Source organism: Lewinellaceae bacterium, from assembly GCA_020636135.1.
GTDB lineage: Bacteria > Bacteroidota > Bacteroidia > Chitinophagales > Saprospiraceae > JAGQXC01.
This window is the reverse complement of sequence record JACJYK010000002.1, coordinates 911,398-933,019: the sequence shown is the minus strand read 5'-3', so window position 1 is coordinate 933,019 and position 21,622 is coordinate 911,398. Positions and strand designations below refer to the sequence as shown.

Here is a 21,622-nt window from a genome sequence, read left to right as displayed (position 1 = left end):
ATAACCGGGGCGGCCGCCTAGTCCGGTCCGTTATCTCGGATTCTAAACTCAGCGTTCAAACGATGAAATTACTTCAATTCACATTGATCTTTTCTTTAACCATTTCTTGGGCATATTCAGCTGATGTGCAGCGTATTCTTACAATGGATATCACTAGACCCGTAGAGAGCGGAACAGAAACATTTGATCAAAAAAATAGAGCAGCTGATACCATACCTCCAGATGGCACCTATCGTTACGACATTGTATTTGCTGAATGGGATGGAAAGACCATGAATGAGAAAGTAGCCGTTGATATCAAAGGAGATTCGGTTAAAGTCATCTACGAAGGAGATGGACAACTATCAGGCATCAAAAAAGGAGAAGTGCTTGATGAAGGGATATTAAAGAAACACAAATCCGGGCCATGGATCATCACGCACACCGAAAGTGATGTTGAATTAGACGAGATTGGTGGGTGTACAGGTGGACCCGCAATCATCGATCTCGAAGGAAAGAAATATTGGATGTGCTGAAATGACTCTTAAAATGGTTCGTAAGCTCCAAATCAAAAGGGTCAAAATGATACTCAAAGGACACAATAAAGTTGCGTCTAGTTCCATTATTAGTTAACTTTGAAGATGGAGAAGATTCGGAACGTTGTCTACTTCAAAACGTACTTTAAAGAGTTCTATGATAGTCAGTCCACCAAAGTTCAAGAGAAGATCGACCTTGGCCTCTACTATTTGCAATACACAAGGCAAATCCCTGGCAGATATGTTGGCAGTGCAGAAGAATCCAATCTCTTTTATTTAAGGATTAAACAAGGAAGCAACATCTATAGAATCTTCTTTTGCTATGATGAGGGGAACCTGGTGATTCTTATGAATGGTTTTACCAAGAAAACACAGAAAACCCCAAAATCAGAGCTTAACAAAGCGAAACAAGTTAAAAAGGAGTATTTCGATGGCAAACGCTAAGCATACGACAACACTAGAAGAACATTTAACCGAGAGGTACGGTGAGCTAGGAACAAGACAAAGAGACCAATTTGAAGCAAAGGCGAAAGCTTTCATCATAGGTGAAATGTTAAAAGAAGAAAGATTACAAGCACACCTCACCCAAGAAGAACTTGCAGATAAAATTGGAGCTAAAAAAAGCTATATATCCAGAATTGAAAACGGTAAAACAGATATTCAATTATCAACATTATATAAAATATTTGAATTGGGATTGGGTAAGAAAATAACCATATCAATCAATTAAAATGAACCCGAGATAACAGCGGCTATAAGCAATGTCGGCATTAGAACCTGACGAAGAGTATGACCATAGACATACATGATACTATTTAAGTAAATGATGCCATGAACCGCCACTGCTCATAGCCTTGGACGTTATCGATAATTAGATGAAACAATTAACAGTAAATAATGCACTTAAAAAGGGTCACTTCATGGTGAATTATCCTGTTTTTGCAATTATGATAATTGGATTTGGTCTAACTATTTACTTATCGACCCTAAAATTAAATGGATGGCTTGTAGGATTACTTGGAGTTTCAACTTTTGTATTTATGTGGCTTTGGTGGAGTATTCAAATAACAAGATGGAAAATTATTGCATTCGGAAACGTAAGAAATGTCCATGAGCTTAAAAGGAAGGCAATTGAACAGCAACTTATTTGGAATGTCAATAGTTGGTTCAATAAAACTGAAATATGGTCAAATGCACAAAGAAAGAAATGGTTAGAAATTGAGAATAAATTCCTGATAGATGATGAATTTGAATCAATTCAAGACGATGGTTCAGTTCCTAACAAAACAATAGTAAAGAATTCAAGAGCCTTAAAATGGATTTATGGTGCTTTGATATTAGGATGTTTAATATTAGCGTACTTTCAAATAAGAAATAGCGAAATCTTCATTAGCATACTATTGATTTGCATCTCAATATTTGGAGGAATTTTCTTATTGCCGAAGTCATTGGATAATTCAACACAAATTATACTATCAAACGAGGGTATCCAATTTAAGAATGCAAACATAGTTTCTTGGAACAAGGTTAAGAAAGCAAATGTAGTGCTTCAAGGTAGAGGTAAAAGTTCTAAATGGTATCTTGATATAGATTATCGTTCGAAAGATTCAAATGGCAATTTAGGGGAATACATAGAGCTTTCAAATTTCTATCCTAATCCAGGAAAAATTGAAAAGTTAATTAAGATTTACAGACAAAGAGAAATGGAAAGAAAAAATCGATAACAAGCGGTATGATGCCAGCCGCCCTCCAGGACGGCCGTCACATATCGCCAGACTGTTAGCTGGCATTAAAGTGAACGAAACGAACAATTAGAAACTTAAAATATAATCCTATGAGAAAAATTGTATTAACAATAATCATGGTAATTTCAACGATTACATTCTACGGACAAGATTTTGCACCAATTGGCGCAGAATGGTATTATAATGAACAGTTTGCATTTTCAGGTGATATTAACTACATAAAATTTACTTCAGAAAAAGACACTTTGATTTTTGGTGAAACTTGCAAAAAAATAACAAAAAGGCATAAAATAGAGTGTAATGATAGACCTGAAATAGAATATCTTTTCACAAGAAATGATACTGTTTTTTTCCTCGATACGATATTTAATGATTTTCAAATCTTATATGATTTTAATGCAATAGCAGCAGATTCATGGATCATTAAAATAAAAGATGAAGAACAAGATATTGATACATTAACAATAACAGTTGATTCCGTTTCTACAACTCAAATAAATGGTCAGGACTTAAAAATATTGTATGTAACTTATGACAAAGATGATGAAAATATGCCTGAGACATATACTTCTACAATAATTGAGAAAATTGGAGATGTAAAATATATGTTTAATTGGTATCCATGGTCAAATATTGCGTGCGATGGAAACTATACAAGCGGATTAAGATGTTATCAAGATTCTGAAATTGGATTGTATTCAACAGGGATTGTAGATTCTTGTGATTACGTTTATATCAGGACTAGTATTGACAACATAGAATCTTCTGACCAATTTGAATTATTTCCAAATCCAGCTCAGGATTTTGTAGAAATAAAAGCTAAAGATTATTCAAGTTATACAATAGATTTATTTGATTTGAATGGTAGAGTAGTGAAATCTTACAAAGCACTTGATTCAAATTTAAAGATTGATTTATCTCTTTTAAATAAAGGTGTTTATGTGATTCGTTTGCAAATCAACAATCAGATTATTGGATTTAAAAAGATAATAAAGGAATAACGCCAGCTAACATTTTGTATAAGTAATGGCAGGCAAAATGCTAAATATCAAGGTTTGTAGCCCGCTCAAACTGCGTAGAGGTTTGATAGGAAAGTACCACGCAATCTGCCACTACTCATACAATTTACCGTTATCTCGGATTCAAAACACAGCGTTCAAGCGATGAAATTACTTCAACTCACATTGATCTTTACTTTAACCATTTACTTGGCATATTCAGCTGATGTGCAGAATATTCCTACAGTGGATATCACTAGAACCGTAGAGGTCGGAACAGAAACATTTGATCAAATAAATAGAGCAGCTGATACCATACCTCCAGATGGCACCTATCGTTACGACATTGCATTTGCTGAATGGGATGGAAAGACCATGAATGAGAAAGTAGCCGTTGAGATCAAAGGAGATTCGGTTAAAGTCATCTACGAAGGAGATGGACAACTATCAGGCATCAAAAAAGGAGAAGTGCTTGATGAAGGGATATTAAAGAAACACAAATCCGGGCCATGGATCATCACGCACACCGAAAGTGATGTTGAATTAGACGAGATTGGTGGGTGTACAGGTGGACCCGCAATCATCGATCTCGAAGGAAAGAAATATTGGATGTGCTGAAATGACTCTTAAAATGGTTCGTAAGCTTCAAATCAAAAGGGTCAAAATGATACTCAAAGGACACAATAAAGTTGCGTCTAGTTCCATTATTAGTTAACTTTGAAGATGGAGAAGATTCGGAACGTTGTCTACTTCAAAACGTACTTTAAAGAGTTCTATGATAGTCAGTCCACCAAAGTTCAAGAGAAGATCGACCTTGGCCTCTACTATTTGCAATACACAAGGCAAATCCCTGGCAGATATGTTGGCAGTGCAGAAGAATCCAATCTCTTTTATTTAAGGATTAAACAAGGAAGCAACATCTATAGAATCTTCTTTTGCTATGATGAGGGGAACCTGGTGATTCTTATGAATGGTTTTACTAAGAAAACACAGAAAACCCCAAAATCAGAGCTTAACAAAGCGAAACAAGTTAAAAAGGAGTATTTCGATGGCAAACGCTAAGCATACGACAACACTAGAAGAACATTTAACCGAGAGGTACGGTGAGCTAGGAACAAAAGTAAGAGATGAATTTGAAGCTAAAGCGAAAGCTTTCATCATAGGTGAAATGTTAAAAGAAGAAAGATTACAAGCACACCTCACCCAAGAAGAACTTGCAGATAAAATTGGAGCTAAAAAAAGCTATATATCCAGAATTGAAAACGGTAAAACAGATATTCAATTATCAACATTATATAAAATATTTGAATTGGGATTGGGTAAGAAAATAACCATATCAATCAATTAAAATGAACCCGAGATAACAGCGGCTATAAGCAATGTCGGCATTAGAACCTGACGAAGAGTATGACCATAGACATACATGATACTATTTAAGTAAATGATGCCATGAACCGCCACTGCTCATAGCCTTGGACGTTGTGCCCCATTAAAAAAAAAGAGAACAGATCGAAGGAATGTTTGGTAAAGGAGATATATTATTGCCTTTGAGCAGAGTTGCAAAAAGGGATTGGCTAAATGGCTTGTTTCATCCTGCTGTAGTTTGGGATGATTTCTACGATGGAAACAGTGACTTTCATGGAATTATGCTGACACACACTGAACCCAATAGACAATTTAACAATGTCCCGATGGCTGCAAACCATTTTGAAAATGGACATGAAGTTGTATTTTCAAATACCCATTTTGTGAATCAGCTTTTCGTAAAGTTTCAGGGATGGGGGGCTTTTGAATTGGTGGGCAGATTGACAGCAGAAGGAATTGAGTTTATTGAAACTCATTTGAACACGAATTCCAATCCTATTGAGTTTATTCAATACAGGCAATTAGTAACCAGATAAATGAATGACAACATCCATATCAATGTAAATCATGAAGTCCTTGTTTGGGCAAGGGAATCGCTTGCCTTGAATCGTGCACAAACTTCTGAAAGTACGGGTATTTCGCCAAAGCGTTTGGTTCAATTGGAAACAGGTGAAAAGCAGCCCACTTTAGAGGAACTGAAGACCTTTTCCAAAACCTACAAACGCACCATCGCAACACTCTTATTAAACAAACCACCAAAGGAAAAACCGCTGCCACAAGACAGACGAACCATAGATTCAAAAGAGCTTGGGCACTTCAATGAAAAAACCATCATGGCAGTTCGTAAGTCAAGGGCATTGGCTCAATCGTTTGTTGAACTGCGTGAAGAAATAGGCATTCCATTTCCGAGATTCAGTTTATCCGGTTCTATTCAGGAAGACCCGCGAGAGGTTGCGAGCAAAATCCGTCAGTTACTCCATTTGAATGAAATCAGGGAAATTGAAAACATCAGGATTGCATTAGAAGCTTACATTGAACGAATCGAATCTTTAGGAGTGGCAGTATTTCAGCTAAGCCTAACGCAGGATAATGTAAGAGGCTTTGCCATTGTGGATGACATCATTCCCATCATTGGAATCAAAAGAGGAGGAGAACCACCACATTCAAAGATATTTACACTTTTCCATGAATTGGGGCACATACTATTAAACGAAGGAGCGATAAGTGACTTGTCCTTAAACCCGGTATGGGAATTAGAAAAATGGTGCAATGCATTTGCCGCTGAAGTATTGGTTCCGAAATCTGAACTTCTGCAAATGCGAATCTTGCATGAATATCAATCACGGAATCAGAAGATTTGGGCTAAGAAAGACTTGGTTGATTTAGCGAATCATTTTCATGTCGGGCCACTTGCCATTTTAAGGAGTCTTCTCGAAAATGGTTTAACAACAAAATCTTTCTACAAGGAGAAACATGAAAAATGGAACAAACCGCAGTTTGGTAGAGCTAAGAACCCTGAAGGCAGAAATTTAGCCAAAGAAGCGATTCAGGAAAAAGGAAGAACATTCATCGGCTTAGCTTTTAAAGCCTACGACCAAAACCGCATAAACTTAAAGGACTTGTCTGATTTCTTAGGCGTTAAGTTGTCCTACATTCCGAAAACAAGACAACTTCTCAACGCTTAATGATGGATTTATTCAGCGAAGGAAATACGGTTTATGTTATTGATACGAGTGGGCTAATCATGCTTGAATCAACATTTAAGAAAGATAATCCTGTTTTCGCTGCTATTTGGGAAGAAATTGAAGATTTAATAAAACAAGGATGTTTCAAGACAATTGACTTTGTAGAACAAGAAATAAACGACTATGAAGGCAAGGAGGATTTTTTAAAAAAGTGGGTTAAAAAGTGGAAAAAACATTTATTGGTTGATACGGATGCAGCAAGTTTCAACGAAGCAATACCGATTATCAATGCTGAGTATAATACAGGCTTTTTAAATGCTCGAAAGCAGGCAGAAGGAAAAGAAGAAGCTGACCCATACTTAATTGGTTATTGCAAGGTGCATAATTGTACACTGATAGCAAGTGAAAGCAAAACAAAGAACAATAAGATTCCAGCGGTTTCGAAGAGAAACGGGGTTCGCTGTATTGACATAAATGACTTTCTTATTGAAAGAGGATTAAGAATGGAAAGAAAAAAATAAAAAACGAGGCACAACATTGTATAAGAGCAATAGCGGATGAAGTGGTAAAATCAAGGTCTGTGCATTTAGTAAACTTTTGTGGTGGCGGACAATTAATCGCCTTGAAATCCGCTACTGCTCTTATACTTGACCGTCAGACTGTGCAATAACCTATAATTATATTTTTTAATGTGATACTTTTTTCGTAAATTAATACTATCACCAACGAACATATATTATGGACTTTGTCGAAGGTCAAGATCGCGAACAAATGTTCATCTCTTCGATCGAACAAATGGTCGACCCAGAAGCTTTTGTTCGTATTATCGATGCTTTTATTGATGTGCTTCCTCTAGAGCAGTTTGATTTCAAAAACCTTGAGTTAAATGAACAGGGTCGCCCACCGTTTCACCCAGGTGTACTCCTCAAACTTTATCTCTATGGCTATCAGAATGGCATCCGGTCCTGCCGTAAACTAGAACATGCCTGTAAGGTCAATCTGGAAGTCATCTGGCTTTTAAAAGGTAGACGACCTCACTATAAGACCATTGCTAATTTCCGCAAGCAGAATGCACTAGCTTTTCGTCAGGTCTTTCGCCATTTTGTTGCCATGCTCAAAGGCTGGAGACTTATTGAGGGCAAAACCATTGCGATCGACTCTTTTAAAGTCCGGGCTCAAAATAGCCTCAAAAACAACTACAATTTGGCCAAAATCCACCGGCACCTGGATTACATCGATGCCAAAATCGATGCTTACTGTGAAGAACTCGATCAAGCTGATGATGACGAAGAAAAAGAGCAGCTGCATGCCAAGATCAACGATCAGATTGACAAGTGGAATCAGTACTGCGAACTTGGAGATGAAATCATCCAATCCGGTAAAGAACAACTGTCCACTACCGATCCCGATGCTCAAGCTGTTATCCTACACCGAAATATTGTCAACGTAGGATATAACATCCAAGCAGCTAGTGATGCTAAACACAAGCTCCTCGCTGCCTTTGATACCGGTGATGTCAATGATACCCATGCCCTCGAATCCATGGTCCTCCAGGTTCAAGAAAACTTGGAAATCACTAAGTTTGATGTACTCGCTGATAAAGGATATCATACCGCCGCCCAGCTAGCAGCCTGTGAAGCCCTCAACGTTACCACTTATGTTTCACCTAAAGCCAACTCAGCCAATATCACCAATCAAGTCTTCCCGGTCGAGGACTTCAAATATCACCCTGGATCCGATACCTATCGTTGCCCCAATGGTTCCATCTTGCGATCCAATGAAATGATCTACCATCGCAAATCTAAAAAGCCCAAACATCCAGCTGCACGTTTTAAACATTACAGAACAGCTGATTGCAAGCATTGCCCCATTCGATCGCAATGCACCAATGCCAGAAATGGCAGAATCATCCAACGAATCGAATTCCAATCTTCTATTGATCGCAACAATAAGCGAGTACATCAAAAACCAGACTACTACCGCCAACGTCAACAAATCATTGAGCATCAATTCGGAACTTTCAAAAGACAATGGGATTTCACTTATGTCCTCATGAAAGGAAAGGATCAAATACTTGGTGAGATCGCACTTCTATTCTCAACCTACAATCTCAGGAGAACTGTTTCTATACTTGGATTTTCGGTATTCCTCAAGCGCCTAAAAGACGCTTTTTTGACTATATTTGATAATATACTGCTGACAGTCTTGATGGTACGCCACATTCAACTTTCATTTTTAACATACCCTCAGCTGCCACAGTTTAGGACAACACAAAAGATAAATTAGATAGGGAGTTGATGCACAGACTCCCGTTAGGTAGCATTAAAAAAAAGAAAATGGAATACTCAATAAATGAACATTTCAAGAAAAACGAACCAATTGTCAGGGAAATATATGACAGAATAATTTCAGAGTGCCAAAAATTTGGAACTGTAATTCAATCCCCTAAAAAGTCAAGTATCCATTTGGATAACAAATCGGGATTTGCAGGGGTTTACACACGAAAAAATTATATCTTATTGAAAATCCACACAAATTTTGCAATTGACAGCGAACGAATACAAAAAATTGAAATAATTTCCGCAAACAGATTTAAGCATACAATTAAATTGGAGAGTTTAAACGAAGTGGATAGCGAGTTGATTAATTGGCTAAAATCTGCCTACGATATAAAAAATACAACATGAACAACATCATCAAAGGCTTAATAGCAGGATTAATTTTGGGAATTGTCTCAATAATTCCAATGCTTTTTATGGAATTTGAAGATAAGAGAAAAGCGATAATAGCCTCTTTCGTCAACAGATTTTCAATTGGGTTCATAATTTTCAACATTGACCTGCCAATACATGGTTGGCTAAAAGGATTAATTATTGGTGGAGTATTGAGTTTCCCTGATGCTCTGATAACAAAGGCCTTTAAACCAATAATGGCATTGGGATTAATTGGTGGCCTGGTTTGTGGATTATTGACCTAAAAAAAAGAGTTAAATAGAGAAGAAAACGCTACCTAACAAAATGCAAAACGGCAATAGCCCCTATGCGGGCCTACTGCGTTTGCACCGGCCGTTATCTCGGATTCAAAACACAGCGTTCAAGCGATGAAATTACTTCAACTCACATTGATCTTTACTTTAACCATTTACTTGGCATATTCAGCTGATGTGCAGAATATTCCTACAGTGGATATCACTAGAACCGTAGAGGTCGGAACAGAAACATTTGATCAAATAAATAGAGCAGCTGATACCATACCTCCAGATGGCACCTATCGTTACGACATTGCATTTGCTGAATGGGATGGAAAGACCATGAATGAGAAAGTAGCCGTTGAGATCAAAGGAGATTCGGTTAAAGTCATCTACGAAGGAGATGGACAACTATCAGGCATCAAAAAAGGAGAAGTGCTTGATGAAGGGATATTAAAGAAACACAAATCCGGGCCATGGATCATCACGCACACCGAAAGTGATGTTGAATTAGACGAGATTGGTGGGTGTACAGGTGGACCCGCAATCATCGATCTCGAAGGAAAGAAATATTGGATGTGCTGAAATGACTCTTAAAATGGTTCGTAAGCTTCAAATCAAAAGGGTCAAAATGATACTCAAAGGACACAATAAAGTTGCGTCTAGTTCCATTATTAGTTAACTTTGAAGATGGAGAAGATTCGGAACGTTGTCTACTTCAAAACGTACTTTAAAGAGTTCTATGATAGTCAGTCCACCAAAGTTCAAGAGAAGATCGACCTTGGCCTCTACTATTTGCAATACACAAGGCAAATCCCTGGCAGATATGTTGGCAGTGCAGAAGAATCCAATCTCTTTTATTTAAGGATTAAACAAGGAAGCAACATCTATAGAATCTTCTTTTGCTATGATGAGGGGAACCTGGTGATTCTTATGAATGGTTTTACTAAGAAAACACAGAAAACCCCAAAATCAGAGCTTAACAAGGCAAAACAAATTAAAAAAGAGTTTTTCGATGGCAAACGCTAAGCAAACAACAACCCTTGAAGAACATTTAACCGAGAAGTACGGTGAGCTCGGAACAAAAGTAAGAGATGAATTTGAAGCTAAAGCGAAAGCTTTCATCATAGGTGAAATGTTAAAGGAAGAAAGATTACAAGCACACCTCACCCAAGAAGAACTTGCAGATAAAATTGGAGCTAAAAAAAGTTATATATCCAGAATTGAAAACGGTAAAACAGATATTCAATTATCAACATTATATAAAATATTTGAATTGGGATTGGGTAAGAAAATAACCATATCAATCAATTAAAATGAACCCGAGATAACAACGGCTATAAGCAATGCCGGCATTAGAACCTGACGAAGAGTATGACCATAGACATACATGATACTATTTAAGTAAATGATGCCATGAACCGCCACTGCTCATAGCCTTGGACGTTATGTCTCACCAGCCATACCCAATAGGCCTTAACACGATAAAGGTTGTTCTCATATTGAAAACTTTGTATCTTTGAAGCGTGAAACGTATCGTAGCCAAGAAAACGATTAGAGAGTTTTGGGGAAAGTACCCAGATTCAAAGGACTATCTGGAGACATGGTATGAAACGGTGAAAGGAGCTACCTGGAACAAGCCCGATGATATAAAACAGTTCTATGCAACTGTAAGCATCCTCAAGAACTCAAGGGTAGTGTTCAACATCAAAGGAAACGATTACCGACTGATAGCTAAAATCAACTACGAAAAACAATGGCTATTCATTCGATTTATTGGCACTCACAAAGACTATGATACTATTGATGCAAACAACATCTGAAAATGAAATTGATTAAAACAGATATAGAATACGAAAAAGCATTGGAAAGATTGAATGAGATCTTCGATGCCAAACCCAACACAGAAGAAGGACAAGAAGCTGAGCTACTGGCCTTACTCATTGAAAATTATGAAGAAGAGAACTATAAAATTGAAGCTCCAGATCCCATCACAGCGATTAAGATAAGATTGGAAGAAATGGAACTAAAACAGAAAGATTTAGTGGGGGTAATAGGTTCAAAAGGAATCGTTTCGGAAGTATTAAATAAGAAGAGGAAACTAACCGTGAAAATGATTCGAAATCTGACCGAAAAGCTTAAATTAACACCATCCGTACTAATCCAAGACTACCAATTGAATTGAACTTGTTAAAAAGATTCTTGGCGAGACATAACATGGCGCAATAACGACCATTCCGCCTTAAAGAGGCCGGAACACATGAAAAACATGAAACAATAAACAAACAAAGTAACACAGGACAAATGAAGCAGGCGGAACGTCGCATGCGCCCTAAACGTTCTCAGCAAGTTATCACAACAATGTTATTAAATTGTCCACAGTAGTTTCTAAGGCCTATGATTCAAAGTGAATATATTAATGAGTTGGTTAATAGACTTAATTTAGTATTGCAAAAGAAATTAATCAGTCTCTATATTATTGGTTCTACAAGTTTTGGGGACTATATTGAAAATAGAAGCGATATTGATGTTTTTGGAATAACAAATAGTTCATTGACAACATTTGAAAAAGACCAATTAGAAAAGATATTAAATGAGACAAAAAAATCATGTCTTGCAGCGGGATTAGATATTGTTTTGATGACTAAACAGAATGTTGAAGTAATTAAGAATAAACCAAGCTATGAATTTTGGTTTTCTACTGGGATGAATTGGCCTGAAGAAAGGTGGTCAGAAGGATCAAGTACTGAAATGCTAATTCTTATAGAACTATGCCGACAGAATGGCATTAAAATTTACGAAAGTGAGCAATCAATAAACTTTCAAAAAGTAGACAGTAAATTGATATTAAATGCGCTGAAGCAAATTTTACATTGGCAAATGGGATATTTATTGGATGACTTTCACGACCCGAAAGGTCAAAATTCAGTTTTGAACGCCTGTAGAATACTTCAATATATAGAAACAAATAGATTTCACTCAAAAACAAATGGTGGAAAGCAATTCTTAATTAGAGAACCAAGTAATTTAACCGTGCAAAAGGCATTAAGAATTCGGCAAAATAATAGCACTGAGAACATTACAGAAGAAGAAATTTTGAGGTTAATTAAACAAGTAGAAAGAAGAATTGATCAAGCGCTAAGTAAATAGAAACCAGCTGAGAACAATGTACACCGTGACCATACTCCCTATCGGTCGTACGGCAGGTGTACTAACCGTTAGCTGGGACTGTAACTCACAAAACAGCCACTTACATTAAAAGAGCCTCCAAATAGTCATAAAGGTACTTAAGAAGCGGATATGATGTTGCCCTTTAGTGAAACAAGCAGTATCTTTGAAAAGTGAATCCACCAAAGAAGTTTCGAAAGGTAGTTCGATACAAAGATTACTTTGATCAATTCTTTGTTAAACAGCGAATTAAGGTGAAACAAAAGATCATCTGGACATTGGAATTGATCGAAGATATTGAAGTGGTGCCTGAGAAGTACTTAAAACACCTAACGAACACGGATGGATTATACGAAGTAAAGGTGAAATTTGGAACCGACAACTTCAGAATCTTCTGCTTCTTTGATCAAGACAAATTAGTTGTGTTGATGAATGGCTTCCAAAAGAAAACACAAAAAACACCAAAAACAGAAATTGAAAAAGCTCTTAAGATAAAAGATGAATATGAAAAAGAAAGAAAGTAATCTTAAAACGTTGGAGCAACTGAAAGAGGAACATTTCGGTAAAAGAGGCACAGTAGCCAGAGAAGAACTTGAGAAAGGATATCAAGATTTCAAGTTAGGAGTACTCATTCAAGAAGCCAGGCATAAAAAGGGAATGACTCAACAAGAATTAGCTGATAAAGTTGGTACTACAAAATCCTATATATCAAAAATAGAAAACAATATTAAAGAGGCAAGATTATCAACGATCCAGAAAATAGTTGAATTAGGATTTGGCGGTGAACTAGAATTGTCAATTAAAATATGAATGGAGCCCCAGATAACACGGTGTAGCACAAGATAGCGGGCTTTAGAAACTTACGAATGAAATGACTAACTTAGAAGAATACAATGTGTTACCGACTAGAGGACCCAATAGAGCCCGCTACCTCGGCTACACTTAGACGTTATAGGGCATTTCAAAAAAATAATACACATGAAACAACTTTTAAAAATGTTGACAACTCTGAAACTTGCTAATTATGGGTATTCTATTGTATTTTTAATGTTATTTCAAAATTGCGCATTGGCACAAAGTATCGAACCGACCCAAGTCAAAACTTTATGGAAGAGGATTTCGTGTCCGTTCGATTCTAGTAAAGCCCAGCTTCCTGTAATTTGCGGCCGGCTTAAGGTGCCTGAAAATTATAATGCACCAGAAGGTCGATCCATTGAAATTGCTTTCATGGTGATTAAGGCTCATAAAAATTCGGATCCTGAAAATCCAGTTCTTTTCCTAAGCGGTGGTCCTGGAATGCCTAGCCTATACTTTGCTGAAACTCTGGTAACGAGTCCTCTTATACACGATGTAGTGGTTGACAGAGATTGGGTATTTTTTGACCAAAGAGGAACTGGTCGATCTATACCTCAGCTATATTGCCCTGATGACCAGGACAATCCTTTTGATTTAGAAAAGTGCAGAGACAATCTTATTGAACAGGGAATTGACCTTTCGCAATATAACAGTGCAAATAGTGCCAATGATATGGAAGAACTCAGAAAAGCACTTTGTATGAATCAGTGGAATCTTTGGGGGATTTCCTATGGAAGCAGACTTGCATTTACAATGGCTCGTTATTATCCTTCAAGCGTTCGTGCAATAATTCATGATGGCCCTGCTTTACCTGAAGGTCAGGAACTTATCGATGATGCTATTGGTCTTGATGTCGCGTTAAATAAGCTATTTACTAAATGTGCAGTAGACTCAGCCTGCTCTTCTAAATTTCCACAATTACGTAGCCGTTTTACTGAAACATTAGTTCGACTCAGGGAGCAGCCCTTATTAGTCGGTGAACAATCATACAATGACTCTAAATTGATATACTTTATTCGTAACTGGTTATATCCAAGAGGTTATTCGACTTACGAACAACGAATACAGAACCTCCTGATTCTCATGGATGCAGCAGCTCGTGGCGATGGCCAACTCATGTTCGAGACCCAGCAAAAAATGAGAAAAGAAGAAGGGCTCGATAAGGTTCGACCGCTTGAACCGATTTATGCCCAACAGAGTTTAGGACAAAACTTATCCGTATACTGTAATGAGAGCAAGCCATTCGAGTCAAAATGTGAATATGACAAAGCCATAGCAAATTCTGAAATTGTGCGTTCTTTTCTTCCTGAGTTCGGAGGCTCTTCAGTATGTGATCTGTGGCCCTCTGGTCAAGCTGAGCAGATTGCAAACTCACACGTTTATTATGATGGCCCACAGTTAGTTTTTACTGGTGAGTTGGATGCTTCCTCGTCATGTATCGTCGGCTATAAAATAGAAATGCTTTATGCTAATGCAATAAATGTCGTTTTCAAAAATGGTATACACGGACAGTTTCCAGTAGAATTACCCAATTCGGAAGACCTTGAATACTGGAAATGTGCTTTACAACTTGGACACCAATTCTTTGCTGATCCAACACAAAAGTTAAATACAGATTGTGCTAAAACACGACAGTTGCATTTAGTACGATGATGCAACTTCGAACACTCTTTGTGAATACTTGAGAAAAAACACCCTATAACAATGTATATACAAAATATGCGAGAAAGTAGTAAATTCAACGGTTGTAGCCCGCTTCAAAATTGTCACGGTTTGATAGGTATGAAGCCCGCAATCGCCTACTTTGCATATACTCACCGTTATACTGTATAAAAAGAAAATGAAGGAGGAAATTCTCAAGAAATATTTTGATGGTAAAATCTCTGCAGAGGTTTTAAATGAAGATGTTAACGGAAGTAGGATGAGAACTGGATACGATACATCCGAAGTTGATATTGAAATAATGGATGATACAGGAGAGTACACCGTCACCATGAACCATCTCTTAAATTTATGCAATGATGCTATCGAAGGAGACATTTCCAGTGAAAATATAAATACAATAGCATTTGCATTAATTGGATCAGATTATTTTTCATGGAATGAATTTGGGGACATTGGGGAACGTGTATCAAATGTGATATTGGAGTGGGACAATCCCGGAATTGGTTTCCCTATAACTAGGGAGAATTTGATTTTGTGGAAAGAGTATTTGGAATCTGGTGTACATAAACTAAAAGGATGATATCAATATTGACATTCAAGGGAATACCTGAACAGATAGAAATTGTAGCAGATGAACAAGGAATAGATGAATTGATAGACTACCTAATGTTCGTTAAACGGTCAAGAGATCATATGCATCTAATAATTGATAGTGAAATTGATCCTTTCCCAATTTCAAGTACGATGAAGGAAGTTACAACATATGCAAAGTCAGTAAGAATTGAGTTCAGTGAAACAAGTCAATGGGAAGTATAAACGCAGTATAACAAGCGGTCATGACGTCACCTGGGCTATCGCCCCAGCCGCCGCATTCCGCCATCACGTTATGTCTCACCAGCCATACCCAATAGGCCTTAACACGATAAAGGTTGTTCTCATATTGAAAACTTTGTATCTTTGAAGCGTGAAACGTATCGTAGCCAAGAAAACGATTAGAGAGTTTTGGGGAAAGTACCCAGATTCAAAGGACTATCTGGAGACATGGTATGAAACGGTGAAAGGAGCTACCTGGAACAAGCCCGATGATATAAAACAGTTCTATGCAACTGTAAGCATCCTCAAGAACTCAAGGGTAGTGTTCAACATCAAAGGAAACGATTACCGACTGATAGCTAAAATCAACTACGAAAAACAATGGCTATTCATTCGATTTATTGGCACTCACAAAGACTATGATACTATTGATGCAAACAACATCTGAAAATGAAATTGATTAAAACAGATATAGAATACGAAAAAGCATTGGAAAGATTGAATGAGATCTTCGATGCCAAACCCAACACAGAAGAAGGACAAGAAGCTGAGCTACTGGCCTTACTCATTGAAAATTATGAAGAAGAGAACTATAAAATTGAAGCTCCAGATCCCATCACAGCGATTAAGATAAGATTGGAAGAAATGGAACTAAAACAGAAAGATTTAGTGGGGGTAATAGGTTCAAAAGGAATCGTTTCGGAAGTATTAAATAAGAAGAGGAAACTAACCGTGAAAATGATTCGAAATCTGACCGAAAAGCTTAAATTAACACCATCCGTACTAATCCAAGACTACCAATTGAATTGAACTTGTTAAAAGATTCTTGGCGAGACATAACATGGCGCGATAACGACCATCCCGCCTGAAATAGATACGCGCAAGGAAGAACATGATACCATTAACAAACATTGTAACTTGGAAGAAGCAATAGAGGGGCGGGACGGCGCATGCGCCCAAAACGTTAGCGGGCATATAGTAAAGAATCAAAATCATGAATAAAGAAGAACTATTCAATAAATATTCAAACAACCTTAAGGATATATTATCATTCTTCCCAAACATCAAATTTAAAAAAGATGATATATATGTATGCCCACTCTGCAAAAGATCATTTGAAAGATCAAGCTTGAAACATAATTCAAAAACACCACTGACACTGGAGCATATACTCCCAAGCAGTGTTGGTGGCAAAGAAACGGTATTAACCTGTAAACAATGCAATAATAGCCATGGAAGCATATTTGATAGTCAGTTAAAAAAAATGTTGGAGACGAAGAAATTCGGGGATAAAACACCTGGCGCTTCAAAAAACGCCTCATTCATGATAAACAATAGTATTCCCACAAATGGCAGAATTTTCTTCAATAGAGATGGTAAGGCAAATTTCTTATTTAACCCGGAGCGAACAAACCCTAAATTTCATAATGCCATCGAGAACATTTTTAAGAGCGAACAATTAAAATTTGATGTAAACTTTACAATACAAACATTTGATAAAAATAAATTTGATTTGGCACTATTAAGAACAGCCTATTTAAAAGCCTTTAAAGAACTGGGGTATGCATTTATATATAGTGTAAATTCTGACAAGCTTAGAAACTTAATAATGAATTACAATAATGAAGAGAGCAAATTTGAAGGAGTATACACAAATAGCATTTTCCCAAATACCTTAGATCTTTATTATTTCAAAAAACCACCAAATTTAAAAGGATATCTTGTAACAATTAGTATTAAATCAGGGAACCTGACTGAGGTTTATGGAGTAGTACTGCCAGGTGCTGATGAAATAGGAGCTGAAATATACAGTGAACTATCACGGATGAAGGATAATAAATACAAAAGCAAGCTGACCGAGATACAGATGACAAGAATAAGATGGGAAGACGTTATGAAGGATAAAGATGACAGCTTATTGGCCCTTACACTATGGGGAAGTAATATTACGGCCACTAACATGGCACGATAACGACCATCCCGCCTTAAAGATACCAGGACAAAGAAAGAACATGAATCAATCAACAATCATCGTAACTAGGAAGAATCATTAAGAAGGCGGGACGTCGCATGCGCCCTAAACGTTGTGCTTCATTACGACCAACCATTAACCAATGATAAAATTCTTTAGAAATATCCGTAAATCGCTTTTGGCTGAAGGCAAAACCACCAACTACCTAAAATACGCCATTGGTGAGATTGTATTGGTTGTTATTGGAATATTAATTGCTCTTCAAATAAACAACTGGAATGAATCAAAAAAAGAAGGAAAATTAAAGGAAAAATACTATCAACAACTTTTATCTGATTTTGAAAATGACAACAACTATGCTAAAGAAAGAATATTATCATTAACAGTAGAAATAAATAAAATACAAGACTATAACAACATCTATGCAAAACCCAATTTGAGCATAACTGAAATTTTTGCTAGCATTCTAAAAAATAATTTTAATACTATAAATCTAGAATATAAAACAAGTACCATTGAAACGCTCATAAACACAGGGGATATCAAATTATTTAATCCCAACCTTCGTAGTTTATTGACTCAATACAACAAAAGTAAAGTTCAGAGCGTAAGGACATTTACAGCCAACATGGACAATCTGAATGATTTATTGAAAGAAGCGGCATTAAGAGGTGGATCAGTTTTACAACAGCAAAGTAAGTTTCTCAATCAACCCCAATTGAGACAAATGATAAACATTGAAAATAAAAATGCAGACATCTATATAGGTATTGAAACGTATCTTATATGGAAAGCTAATATTTACAATTCATCAAGGATTAGTCTTGATCAAAACATAAAAGAAGCCGAAGGAATTACTGAAATCATAAATACCGAATTAGAAAAATAACGAAAGCACAACAATGGCTATAATTAATTGCTTGTTCTCGCCTGCTTCCGAAAATCCTCGCGGATTTTCAGTTAGGTGTAATTGCAGGATTAAGTGCTTACCCACGCAACTACTTATAGCCCAACCGTTATCTCGGATTCAAAACACAGCGTTCAAGCGATGAAATTACTTCAACTCACATTGATCTTTACTTTAACCATTTACTTGGCATATTCAGCTGATGTGCAGAATATTCCTACAGTGGATATCACTAGAACCGTAGAGGTCGGAACAGAAACATTTGATCAAATAAATAGAGCAGCTGATACCATACCTCCAGATGGCACCTATCGTTACGACATTGCATTTGCTGAATGGGATGGAAAGACCATGAATGAGAAAGTAGCCGTTGAGATCAAAGGAGATTCGGTTAAAGTCATCTACGAAGGAGATGGACAACTATCAGGCATCAAAAAAGGAGAAGTGCTTGATGAAGGGATATTAAAGAAACACAAATCCGGGCCATGGATCATCACGCACACCGAAAGTGATGTTGAATTAGACGAGATTGGTGGGTGTACAGGTGGACCCGCAATCATCGATCTCGAAGGAAAGAAATATTGGATGTGCTGAAATGACTCTTAAAATGGTTCGTAAGCTTCAAATCAAAAGGGTCAAAATGATACTCAAAGGACACAATAAAGTTGCGTCTAGTTCCATTATTAGTTAACTTTGAAGATGGAGAAGATTCGGAACGTTGTCTACTTCAAAACGTACTTTAAAGAGTTCTATGATAGTCAGTCCACCAAAGTTCAAGAGAAGATCGACCTTGGCCTCTACTATTTGCAATACACAAGGCAAATCCCTGGCAGATATGTTGGCAGTGCAGAAGAATCCAATCTCTTTTATTTAAGGATTAAACAAGGAAGCAACATCTATAGAATCTTCTTTTGCTATGATGAGGGGAACCTGGTGATTCTTATGAATGGTTTTACTAAGAAAACACAGAAAACCCCAAAATCAGAGCTTAACAAAGCGAAACAAGTTAAAAAGGAGTATTTCGATGGCAAACGCTAAGCATACGACAACACTAGAAGAACATTTAACCGAGAGGTACGGTGAGCTAGGAACAAAAGTAAGAGATGAATTTGAAGCTAAAGCGAAAGCTTTCATCATAGGTGAAATGTTAAAAGAAGAAAGATTACAAGCACACCTCACCCAAGAAGAACTTGCAGATAAAATTGGAGCTAAAAAAAGCTATATATCCAGAATTGAAAACGGTAAAACAGATATTCAATTATCAACATTATATAAAATATTTGAATTGGGATTGGGTAAGAAAATAACCATATCAATCAATTAAAATGAACCCGAGATAACAGCGGCTATAAGCAATGTCGGCATTAGAACCTGACGAAGAGTATGACCATAGACATACATGATACTATTTAAGTAAATGATGCCATGAACCGCCACTGCTCATAGCCTTGGACGTTATCTCTCATCACCCCTAGTGATACACGTGTTGCATTAGCCAAATTCAATACGTATATTTGAAGAAAGCTATTAGCAATGAACACCAAGCTAACATTAACAATAGAGAAGGAGATCATCGAGGAGGCGAAAGAATACGCCAAAGTAAAGGGTCAGAGCCTATCTGACTTAGTTGAAAACTACTTCAAACTCATCACAAAAGAGAGTCGAGAAATAAAGCCAAAACAATTGTCCCCCAGAATACAGCGATTGAGAGGCATATTAAAGGTTGATAAAGATTTTGATTACAAAAAGGATTTAGAAGAAGAACTGACAAAGAAATATGAAGTCTAAAGTTTTTATTGACTCAGATGTCATCATTGACTTCTTTACAGACAGAGAACCATTCGCAAATCCAGCAAGTAGGGTATTTGAATTGAATGAGTTAGGCATAATCAAACTTTATGTTTCTGCAGTAAGTGTTAATAACATATACTATATAATCAGAAAGTATTTAGGGCACAATATGGCACTTCAAATTATAGAAGACCTTATCGAAATAGCAGAAATAGTGGGTACAACCAAAAAAGAAATAATACAAGCATTAAAAAATGATTTTAAGGATTTTGAAGATTCTATCCAATATTCATCTGCATTAACAATAGATGGAATAGATGCTATCATAACGAGAAATACTAAAGATTATGAAAAATCCAAAATTGCTGTATTTACATCTGAAAATTATTTGAAAACAATCAATGACGAGAGATAACAAGGCGCGACAACGACCATCCCGCCTTAAAGAGGCCACAACGCATTAAAACCTTGAAACCAACAACAAACATCGTAACTTAGAAGAAATGAATCAGGCGGGACGGCGAATGCGCCCTAGACGTTGTACCTCATTGCAAATTGAAACTTATTACTTATCTTAGGCGTTATTAGTAACGATTAAGATGATTAGTTCATTTGGAGATCATGAAACGCTAAAGATCTGGGAAGGGATAAGATCGTTACATCTACCCAATCAGATTCAAAATGTGGCCAGAAGAAAGTTAAGAATGATCAACAACGCAGCGAACATAAACGATCTGAGAGTTCCACCCGCAAACAGATTGGAGAAACTCACTGGGAATCTTCAAGGATTCCACAGCATCAGGATTAACAACCAATGGCGAGTCATCTTCAAGTGGAGATCATCTAACGCTTACGAAGTAAAAATAGTTGATTATCATGACTAGACTTAAGAATATTCACCCAGGTGAGGTACTGCTCGAGGAATTCCTAAAACCGATGGGAATTAGTGCCTATAAACTTTCAAAAGATATTGGCATACCTCAAACTAGAACAAGTATGATTTTAAGAGGAAATCGAAGGATCACAGCTGATACTGCCTTAAGACTTTCTAAATATTTCGGAACATCAGCCAAATTTTGGTTGGGCCTCCAAAATGATTTCGATCTTGAAGAAGAACATATCAAGTTGGAAAGGGAATTGGAAAAAATAAATGTATTAAATTAAATTAAAACGAG

Annotated in this window: 36 protein-coding genes; all 36 read left to right on the top strand. The window is 36.8% G+C overall.

Annotation, left to right across the window (positions count from 1 at the left end; all coding sequences use genetic code 11):
- The first annotated feature begins 62 nt into the window (after nt 1–62).
- Nucleotides 63–515, top strand: coding sequence for a hypothetical protein (locus H6570_19140; GenBank protein ID MCB9321403.1), 453 nt, complete (start codon nt 63–65; stop codon nt 513–515).
- 105 nt (nt 516–620) lie between these two features.
- Nucleotides 621–959: a type II toxin-antitoxin system RelE/ParE family toxin gene (locus tag H6570_19135; GenBank protein ID MCB9321402.1), complete on the top strand. Its 339-nt coding sequence runs from the start codon at nt 621–623 to the stop codon at nt 957–959.
- Complete coding sequence (locus H6570_19130; protein ID MCB9321401.1) at nt 946–1,245, top strand: helix-turn-helix transcriptional regulator; 300 nt, start codon at nt 946–948, stop codon at nt 1,243–1,245. Before H6570_19135 ends, H6570_19130 begins: the two co-directional genes overlap by 14 nt.
- Nucleotides 1,246–1,390: 145 nt before the next feature.
- Complete coding sequence (locus tag H6570_19125; protein ID MCB9321400.1) at nt 1,391–2,239, top strand: hypothetical protein; 849 nt, start codon at nt 1,391–1,393, stop codon at nt 2,237–2,239.
- A 110-nt stretch (nt 2,240–2,349) separates the two neighbouring features.
- On the top strand, nt 2,350–3,261 hold the full coding sequence (locus H6570_19120; GenBank protein MCB9321399.1) for a T9SS type A sorting domain-containing protein: 912 nt from the start codon (nt 2,350–2,352) through the stop codon (nt 3,259–3,261).
- Nucleotides 3,262–3,468: 207 nt separating this feature from the next.
- On the top strand, nt 3,469–3,876 hold the full coding sequence (locus H6570_19115; GenBank protein ID MCB9321398.1) for a hypothetical protein: 408 nt from the start codon (nt 3,469–3,471) through the stop codon (nt 3,874–3,876).
- A 105-nt stretch (nt 3,877–3,981) separates the two neighbouring features.
- Nucleotides 3,982–4,320: a type II toxin-antitoxin system RelE/ParE family toxin gene (locus H6570_19110; GenBank protein ID MCB9321397.1), complete on the top strand. Its 339-nt coding sequence runs from the start codon at nt 3,982–3,984 to the stop codon at nt 4,318–4,320.
- Nucleotides 4,307–4,606 carry a helix-turn-helix transcriptional regulator gene (locus H6570_19105; GenBank protein ID MCB9321396.1) on the top strand — a complete coding sequence of 100 codons (300 nt, stop codon included), beginning with the start codon at nt 4,307–4,309 and terminating at the stop codon, nt 4,604–4,606. The genes H6570_19110 and H6570_19105 overlap by 14 nt, the downstream gene beginning before the upstream one ends.
- A gap of 169 nt (nt 4,607–4,775) precedes the next feature.
- A complete protein-coding gene (locus H6570_19100) occupies nt 4,776–5,159 on the top strand; it encodes a hypothetical protein (protein MCB9321395.1) in 384 nt (127 codons plus the stop codon).
- Complete coding sequence (locus tag H6570_19095) at nt 5,160–6,308, top strand: ImmA/IrrE family metallo-endopeptidase (GenBank protein ID MCB9321394.1); 1,149 nt, start codon at nt 5,160–5,162, stop codon at nt 6,306–6,308.
- Nucleotides 6,308–6,829, top strand: coding sequence for a DUF4411 family protein (locus tag H6570_19090; protein ID MCB9321393.1), 522 nt, complete (start codon nt 6,308–6,310; stop codon nt 6,827–6,829). The genes H6570_19095 and H6570_19090 overlap by 1 nt, the downstream gene beginning before the upstream one ends.
- A 217-nt stretch (nt 6,830–7,046) precedes the next feature.
- Nucleotides 7,047–8,594, top strand: coding sequence for an IS1182 family transposase (locus tag H6570_19085; GenBank protein MCB9321392.1), 1,548 nt, complete (start codon nt 7,047–7,049; stop codon nt 8,592–8,594).
- Between the two features lie 50 nt (nt 8,595–8,644).
- Nucleotides 8,645–8,995, top strand: coding sequence for a hypothetical protein (locus H6570_19080; GenBank protein ID MCB9321391.1), 351 nt, complete (start codon nt 8,645–8,647; stop codon nt 8,993–8,995).
- On the top strand, nt 8,992–9,285 hold the full coding sequence (locus H6570_19075; GenBank protein MCB9321390.1) for a hypothetical protein: 294 nt from the start codon (nt 8,992–8,994) through the stop codon (nt 9,283–9,285). The genes H6570_19080 and H6570_19075 overlap by 4 nt, the downstream gene beginning before the upstream one ends.
- A 168-nt stretch (nt 9,286–9,453) precedes the next feature.
- Nucleotides 9,454–9,861 (top strand): hypothetical protein, encoded by a 408-nt coding sequence (locus H6570_19070; GenBank protein ID MCB9321389.1) that lies wholly within the window; start codon nt 9,454–9,456, stop codon nt 9,859–9,861.
- A 105-nt stretch (nt 9,862–9,966) separates the two neighbouring features.
- Nucleotides 9,967–10,305, top strand: a complete 339-nt coding sequence (locus H6570_19065; protein ID MCB9321388.1) for a type II toxin-antitoxin system RelE/ParE family toxin — start codon at nt 9,967–9,969, stop codon at nt 10,303–10,305.
- Complete coding sequence (locus H6570_19060; GenBank protein MCB9321387.1) at nt 10,292–10,591, top strand: helix-turn-helix transcriptional regulator; 300 nt, start codon at nt 10,292–10,294, stop codon at nt 10,589–10,591. The genes H6570_19065 and H6570_19060 overlap by 14 nt, the downstream gene beginning before the upstream one ends.
- Nucleotides 10,592–10,802: 211 nt before the next feature.
- A complete protein-coding gene (locus H6570_19055; protein ID MCB9321386.1) occupies nt 10,803–11,099 on the top strand; it encodes a type II toxin-antitoxin system HigB family toxin in 297 nt (98 codons plus the stop codon).
- The gene (locus H6570_19050) at nt 11,096–11,461 is read left to right on the top strand and encodes a transcriptional regulator (protein ID MCB9321385.1); all 366 of its coding nucleotides are present in this window, start codon (nt 11,096–11,098) and stop codon (nt 11,459–11,461) included. The genes H6570_19055 and H6570_19050 overlap by 4 nt, the downstream gene beginning before the upstream one ends.
- 212 nt (nt 11,462–11,673) lie before the next feature.
- Complete coding sequence (locus H6570_19045) at nt 11,674–12,426, top strand: DUF4111 domain-containing protein (GenBank protein ID MCB9321384.1); 753 nt, start codon at nt 11,674–11,676, stop codon at nt 12,424–12,426.
- 191 nt (nt 12,427–12,617) lie between these two features.
- On the top strand, nt 12,618–12,968 hold the full coding sequence (locus tag H6570_19040) for a type II toxin-antitoxin system RelE/ParE family toxin (protein ID MCB9321383.1): 351 nt from the start codon (nt 12,618–12,620) through the stop codon (nt 12,966–12,968).
- Nucleotides 12,949–13,254 (top strand): helix-turn-helix transcriptional regulator, encoded by a 306-nt coding sequence (locus tag H6570_19035; GenBank protein ID MCB9321382.1) that lies wholly within the window; start codon nt 12,949–12,951, stop codon nt 13,252–13,254. The genes H6570_19040 and H6570_19035 overlap by 20 nt, the downstream gene beginning before the upstream one ends.
- A gap of 168 nt (nt 13,255–13,422) precedes the next feature.
- On the top strand, nt 13,423–14,952 hold the full coding sequence (locus H6570_19030) for an alpha/beta fold hydrolase (protein MCB9321381.1): 1,530 nt from the start codon (nt 13,423–13,425) through the stop codon (nt 14,950–14,952).
- 187 nt (nt 14,953–15,139) lie between these two features.
- The gene (locus H6570_19025; GenBank protein MCB9321380.1) at nt 15,140–15,544 is read left to right on the top strand and encodes a hypothetical protein; all 405 of its coding nucleotides are present in this window, start codon (nt 15,140–15,142) and stop codon (nt 15,542–15,544) included.
- The gene (locus H6570_19020; GenBank protein MCB9321379.1) at nt 15,541–15,780 is read left to right on the top strand and encodes a hypothetical protein; all 240 of its coding nucleotides are present in this window, start codon (nt 15,541–15,543) and stop codon (nt 15,778–15,780) included. Before H6570_19025 ends, H6570_19020 begins: the two co-directional genes overlap by 4 nt.
- A gap of 148 nt (nt 15,781–15,928) precedes the next feature.
- Nucleotides 15,929–16,225, top strand: coding sequence for a type II toxin-antitoxin system HigB family toxin (locus tag H6570_19015; GenBank protein ID MCB9321378.1), 297 nt, complete (start codon nt 15,929–15,931; stop codon nt 16,223–16,225).
- A complete protein-coding gene (locus H6570_19010; protein ID MCB9321377.1) occupies nt 16,222–16,587 on the top strand; it encodes a transcriptional regulator in 366 nt (121 codons plus the stop codon). The genes H6570_19015 and H6570_19010 overlap by 4 nt, the downstream gene beginning before the upstream one ends.
- A 184-nt stretch (nt 16,588–16,771) precedes the next feature.
- Nucleotides 16,772–17,749, top strand: a complete 978-nt coding sequence (locus H6570_19005) for a hypothetical protein (protein ID MCB9321376.1) — start codon at nt 16,772–16,774, stop codon at nt 17,747–17,749.
- Between the two features lie 142 nt (nt 17,750–17,891).
- Nucleotides 17,892–18,638, top strand: a complete 747-nt coding sequence (locus H6570_19000) for a hypothetical protein (GenBank protein ID MCB9321375.1) — start codon at nt 17,892–17,894, stop codon at nt 18,636–18,638.
- 204 nt (nt 18,639–18,842) lie between these two features.
- Nucleotides 18,843–19,250 carry a hypothetical protein gene (locus tag H6570_18995; protein ID MCB9321374.1) on the top strand — a complete coding sequence of 136 codons (408 nt, stop codon included), beginning with the start codon at nt 18,843–18,845 and terminating at the stop codon, nt 19,248–19,250.
- Nucleotides 19,251–19,355: 105 nt separating this feature from the next.
- A complete protein-coding gene (locus H6570_18990) occupies nt 19,356–19,694 on the top strand; it encodes a type II toxin-antitoxin system RelE/ParE family toxin (GenBank protein ID MCB9321373.1) in 339 nt (112 codons plus the stop codon).
- On the top strand, nt 19,681–19,980 hold the full coding sequence (locus H6570_18985; GenBank protein MCB9321372.1) for a helix-turn-helix transcriptional regulator: 300 nt from the start codon (nt 19,681–19,683) through the stop codon (nt 19,978–19,980). The genes H6570_18990 and H6570_18985 overlap by 14 nt, the downstream gene beginning before the upstream one ends.
- A gap of 209 nt (nt 19,981–20,189) precedes the next feature.
- Entirely contained in the window at nt 20,190–20,444 is a 255-nt protein-coding gene (locus H6570_18980; protein MCB9321371.1) for a hypothetical protein, read from the top strand.
- Complete coding sequence (locus H6570_18975) at nt 20,434–20,862, top strand: PIN domain-containing protein (GenBank protein MCB9321370.1); 429 nt, start codon at nt 20,434–20,436, stop codon at nt 20,860–20,862. Before H6570_18980 ends, H6570_18975 begins: the two co-directional genes overlap by 11 nt.
- Nucleotides 20,863–21,046: 184 nt before the next feature.
- Entirely contained in the window at nt 21,047–21,331 is a 285-nt protein-coding gene (locus H6570_18970) for a type II toxin-antitoxin system RelE/ParE family toxin (GenBank protein ID MCB9321369.1), read from the top strand.
- Complete coding sequence (locus H6570_18965; protein ID MCB9321368.1) at nt 21,324–21,611, top strand: HigA family addiction module antidote protein; 288 nt, start codon at nt 21,324–21,326, stop codon at nt 21,609–21,611. Before H6570_18970 ends, H6570_18965 begins: the two co-directional genes overlap by 8 nt.
- Nucleotides 21,612–21,622 lie beyond the last annotated feature (11 nt).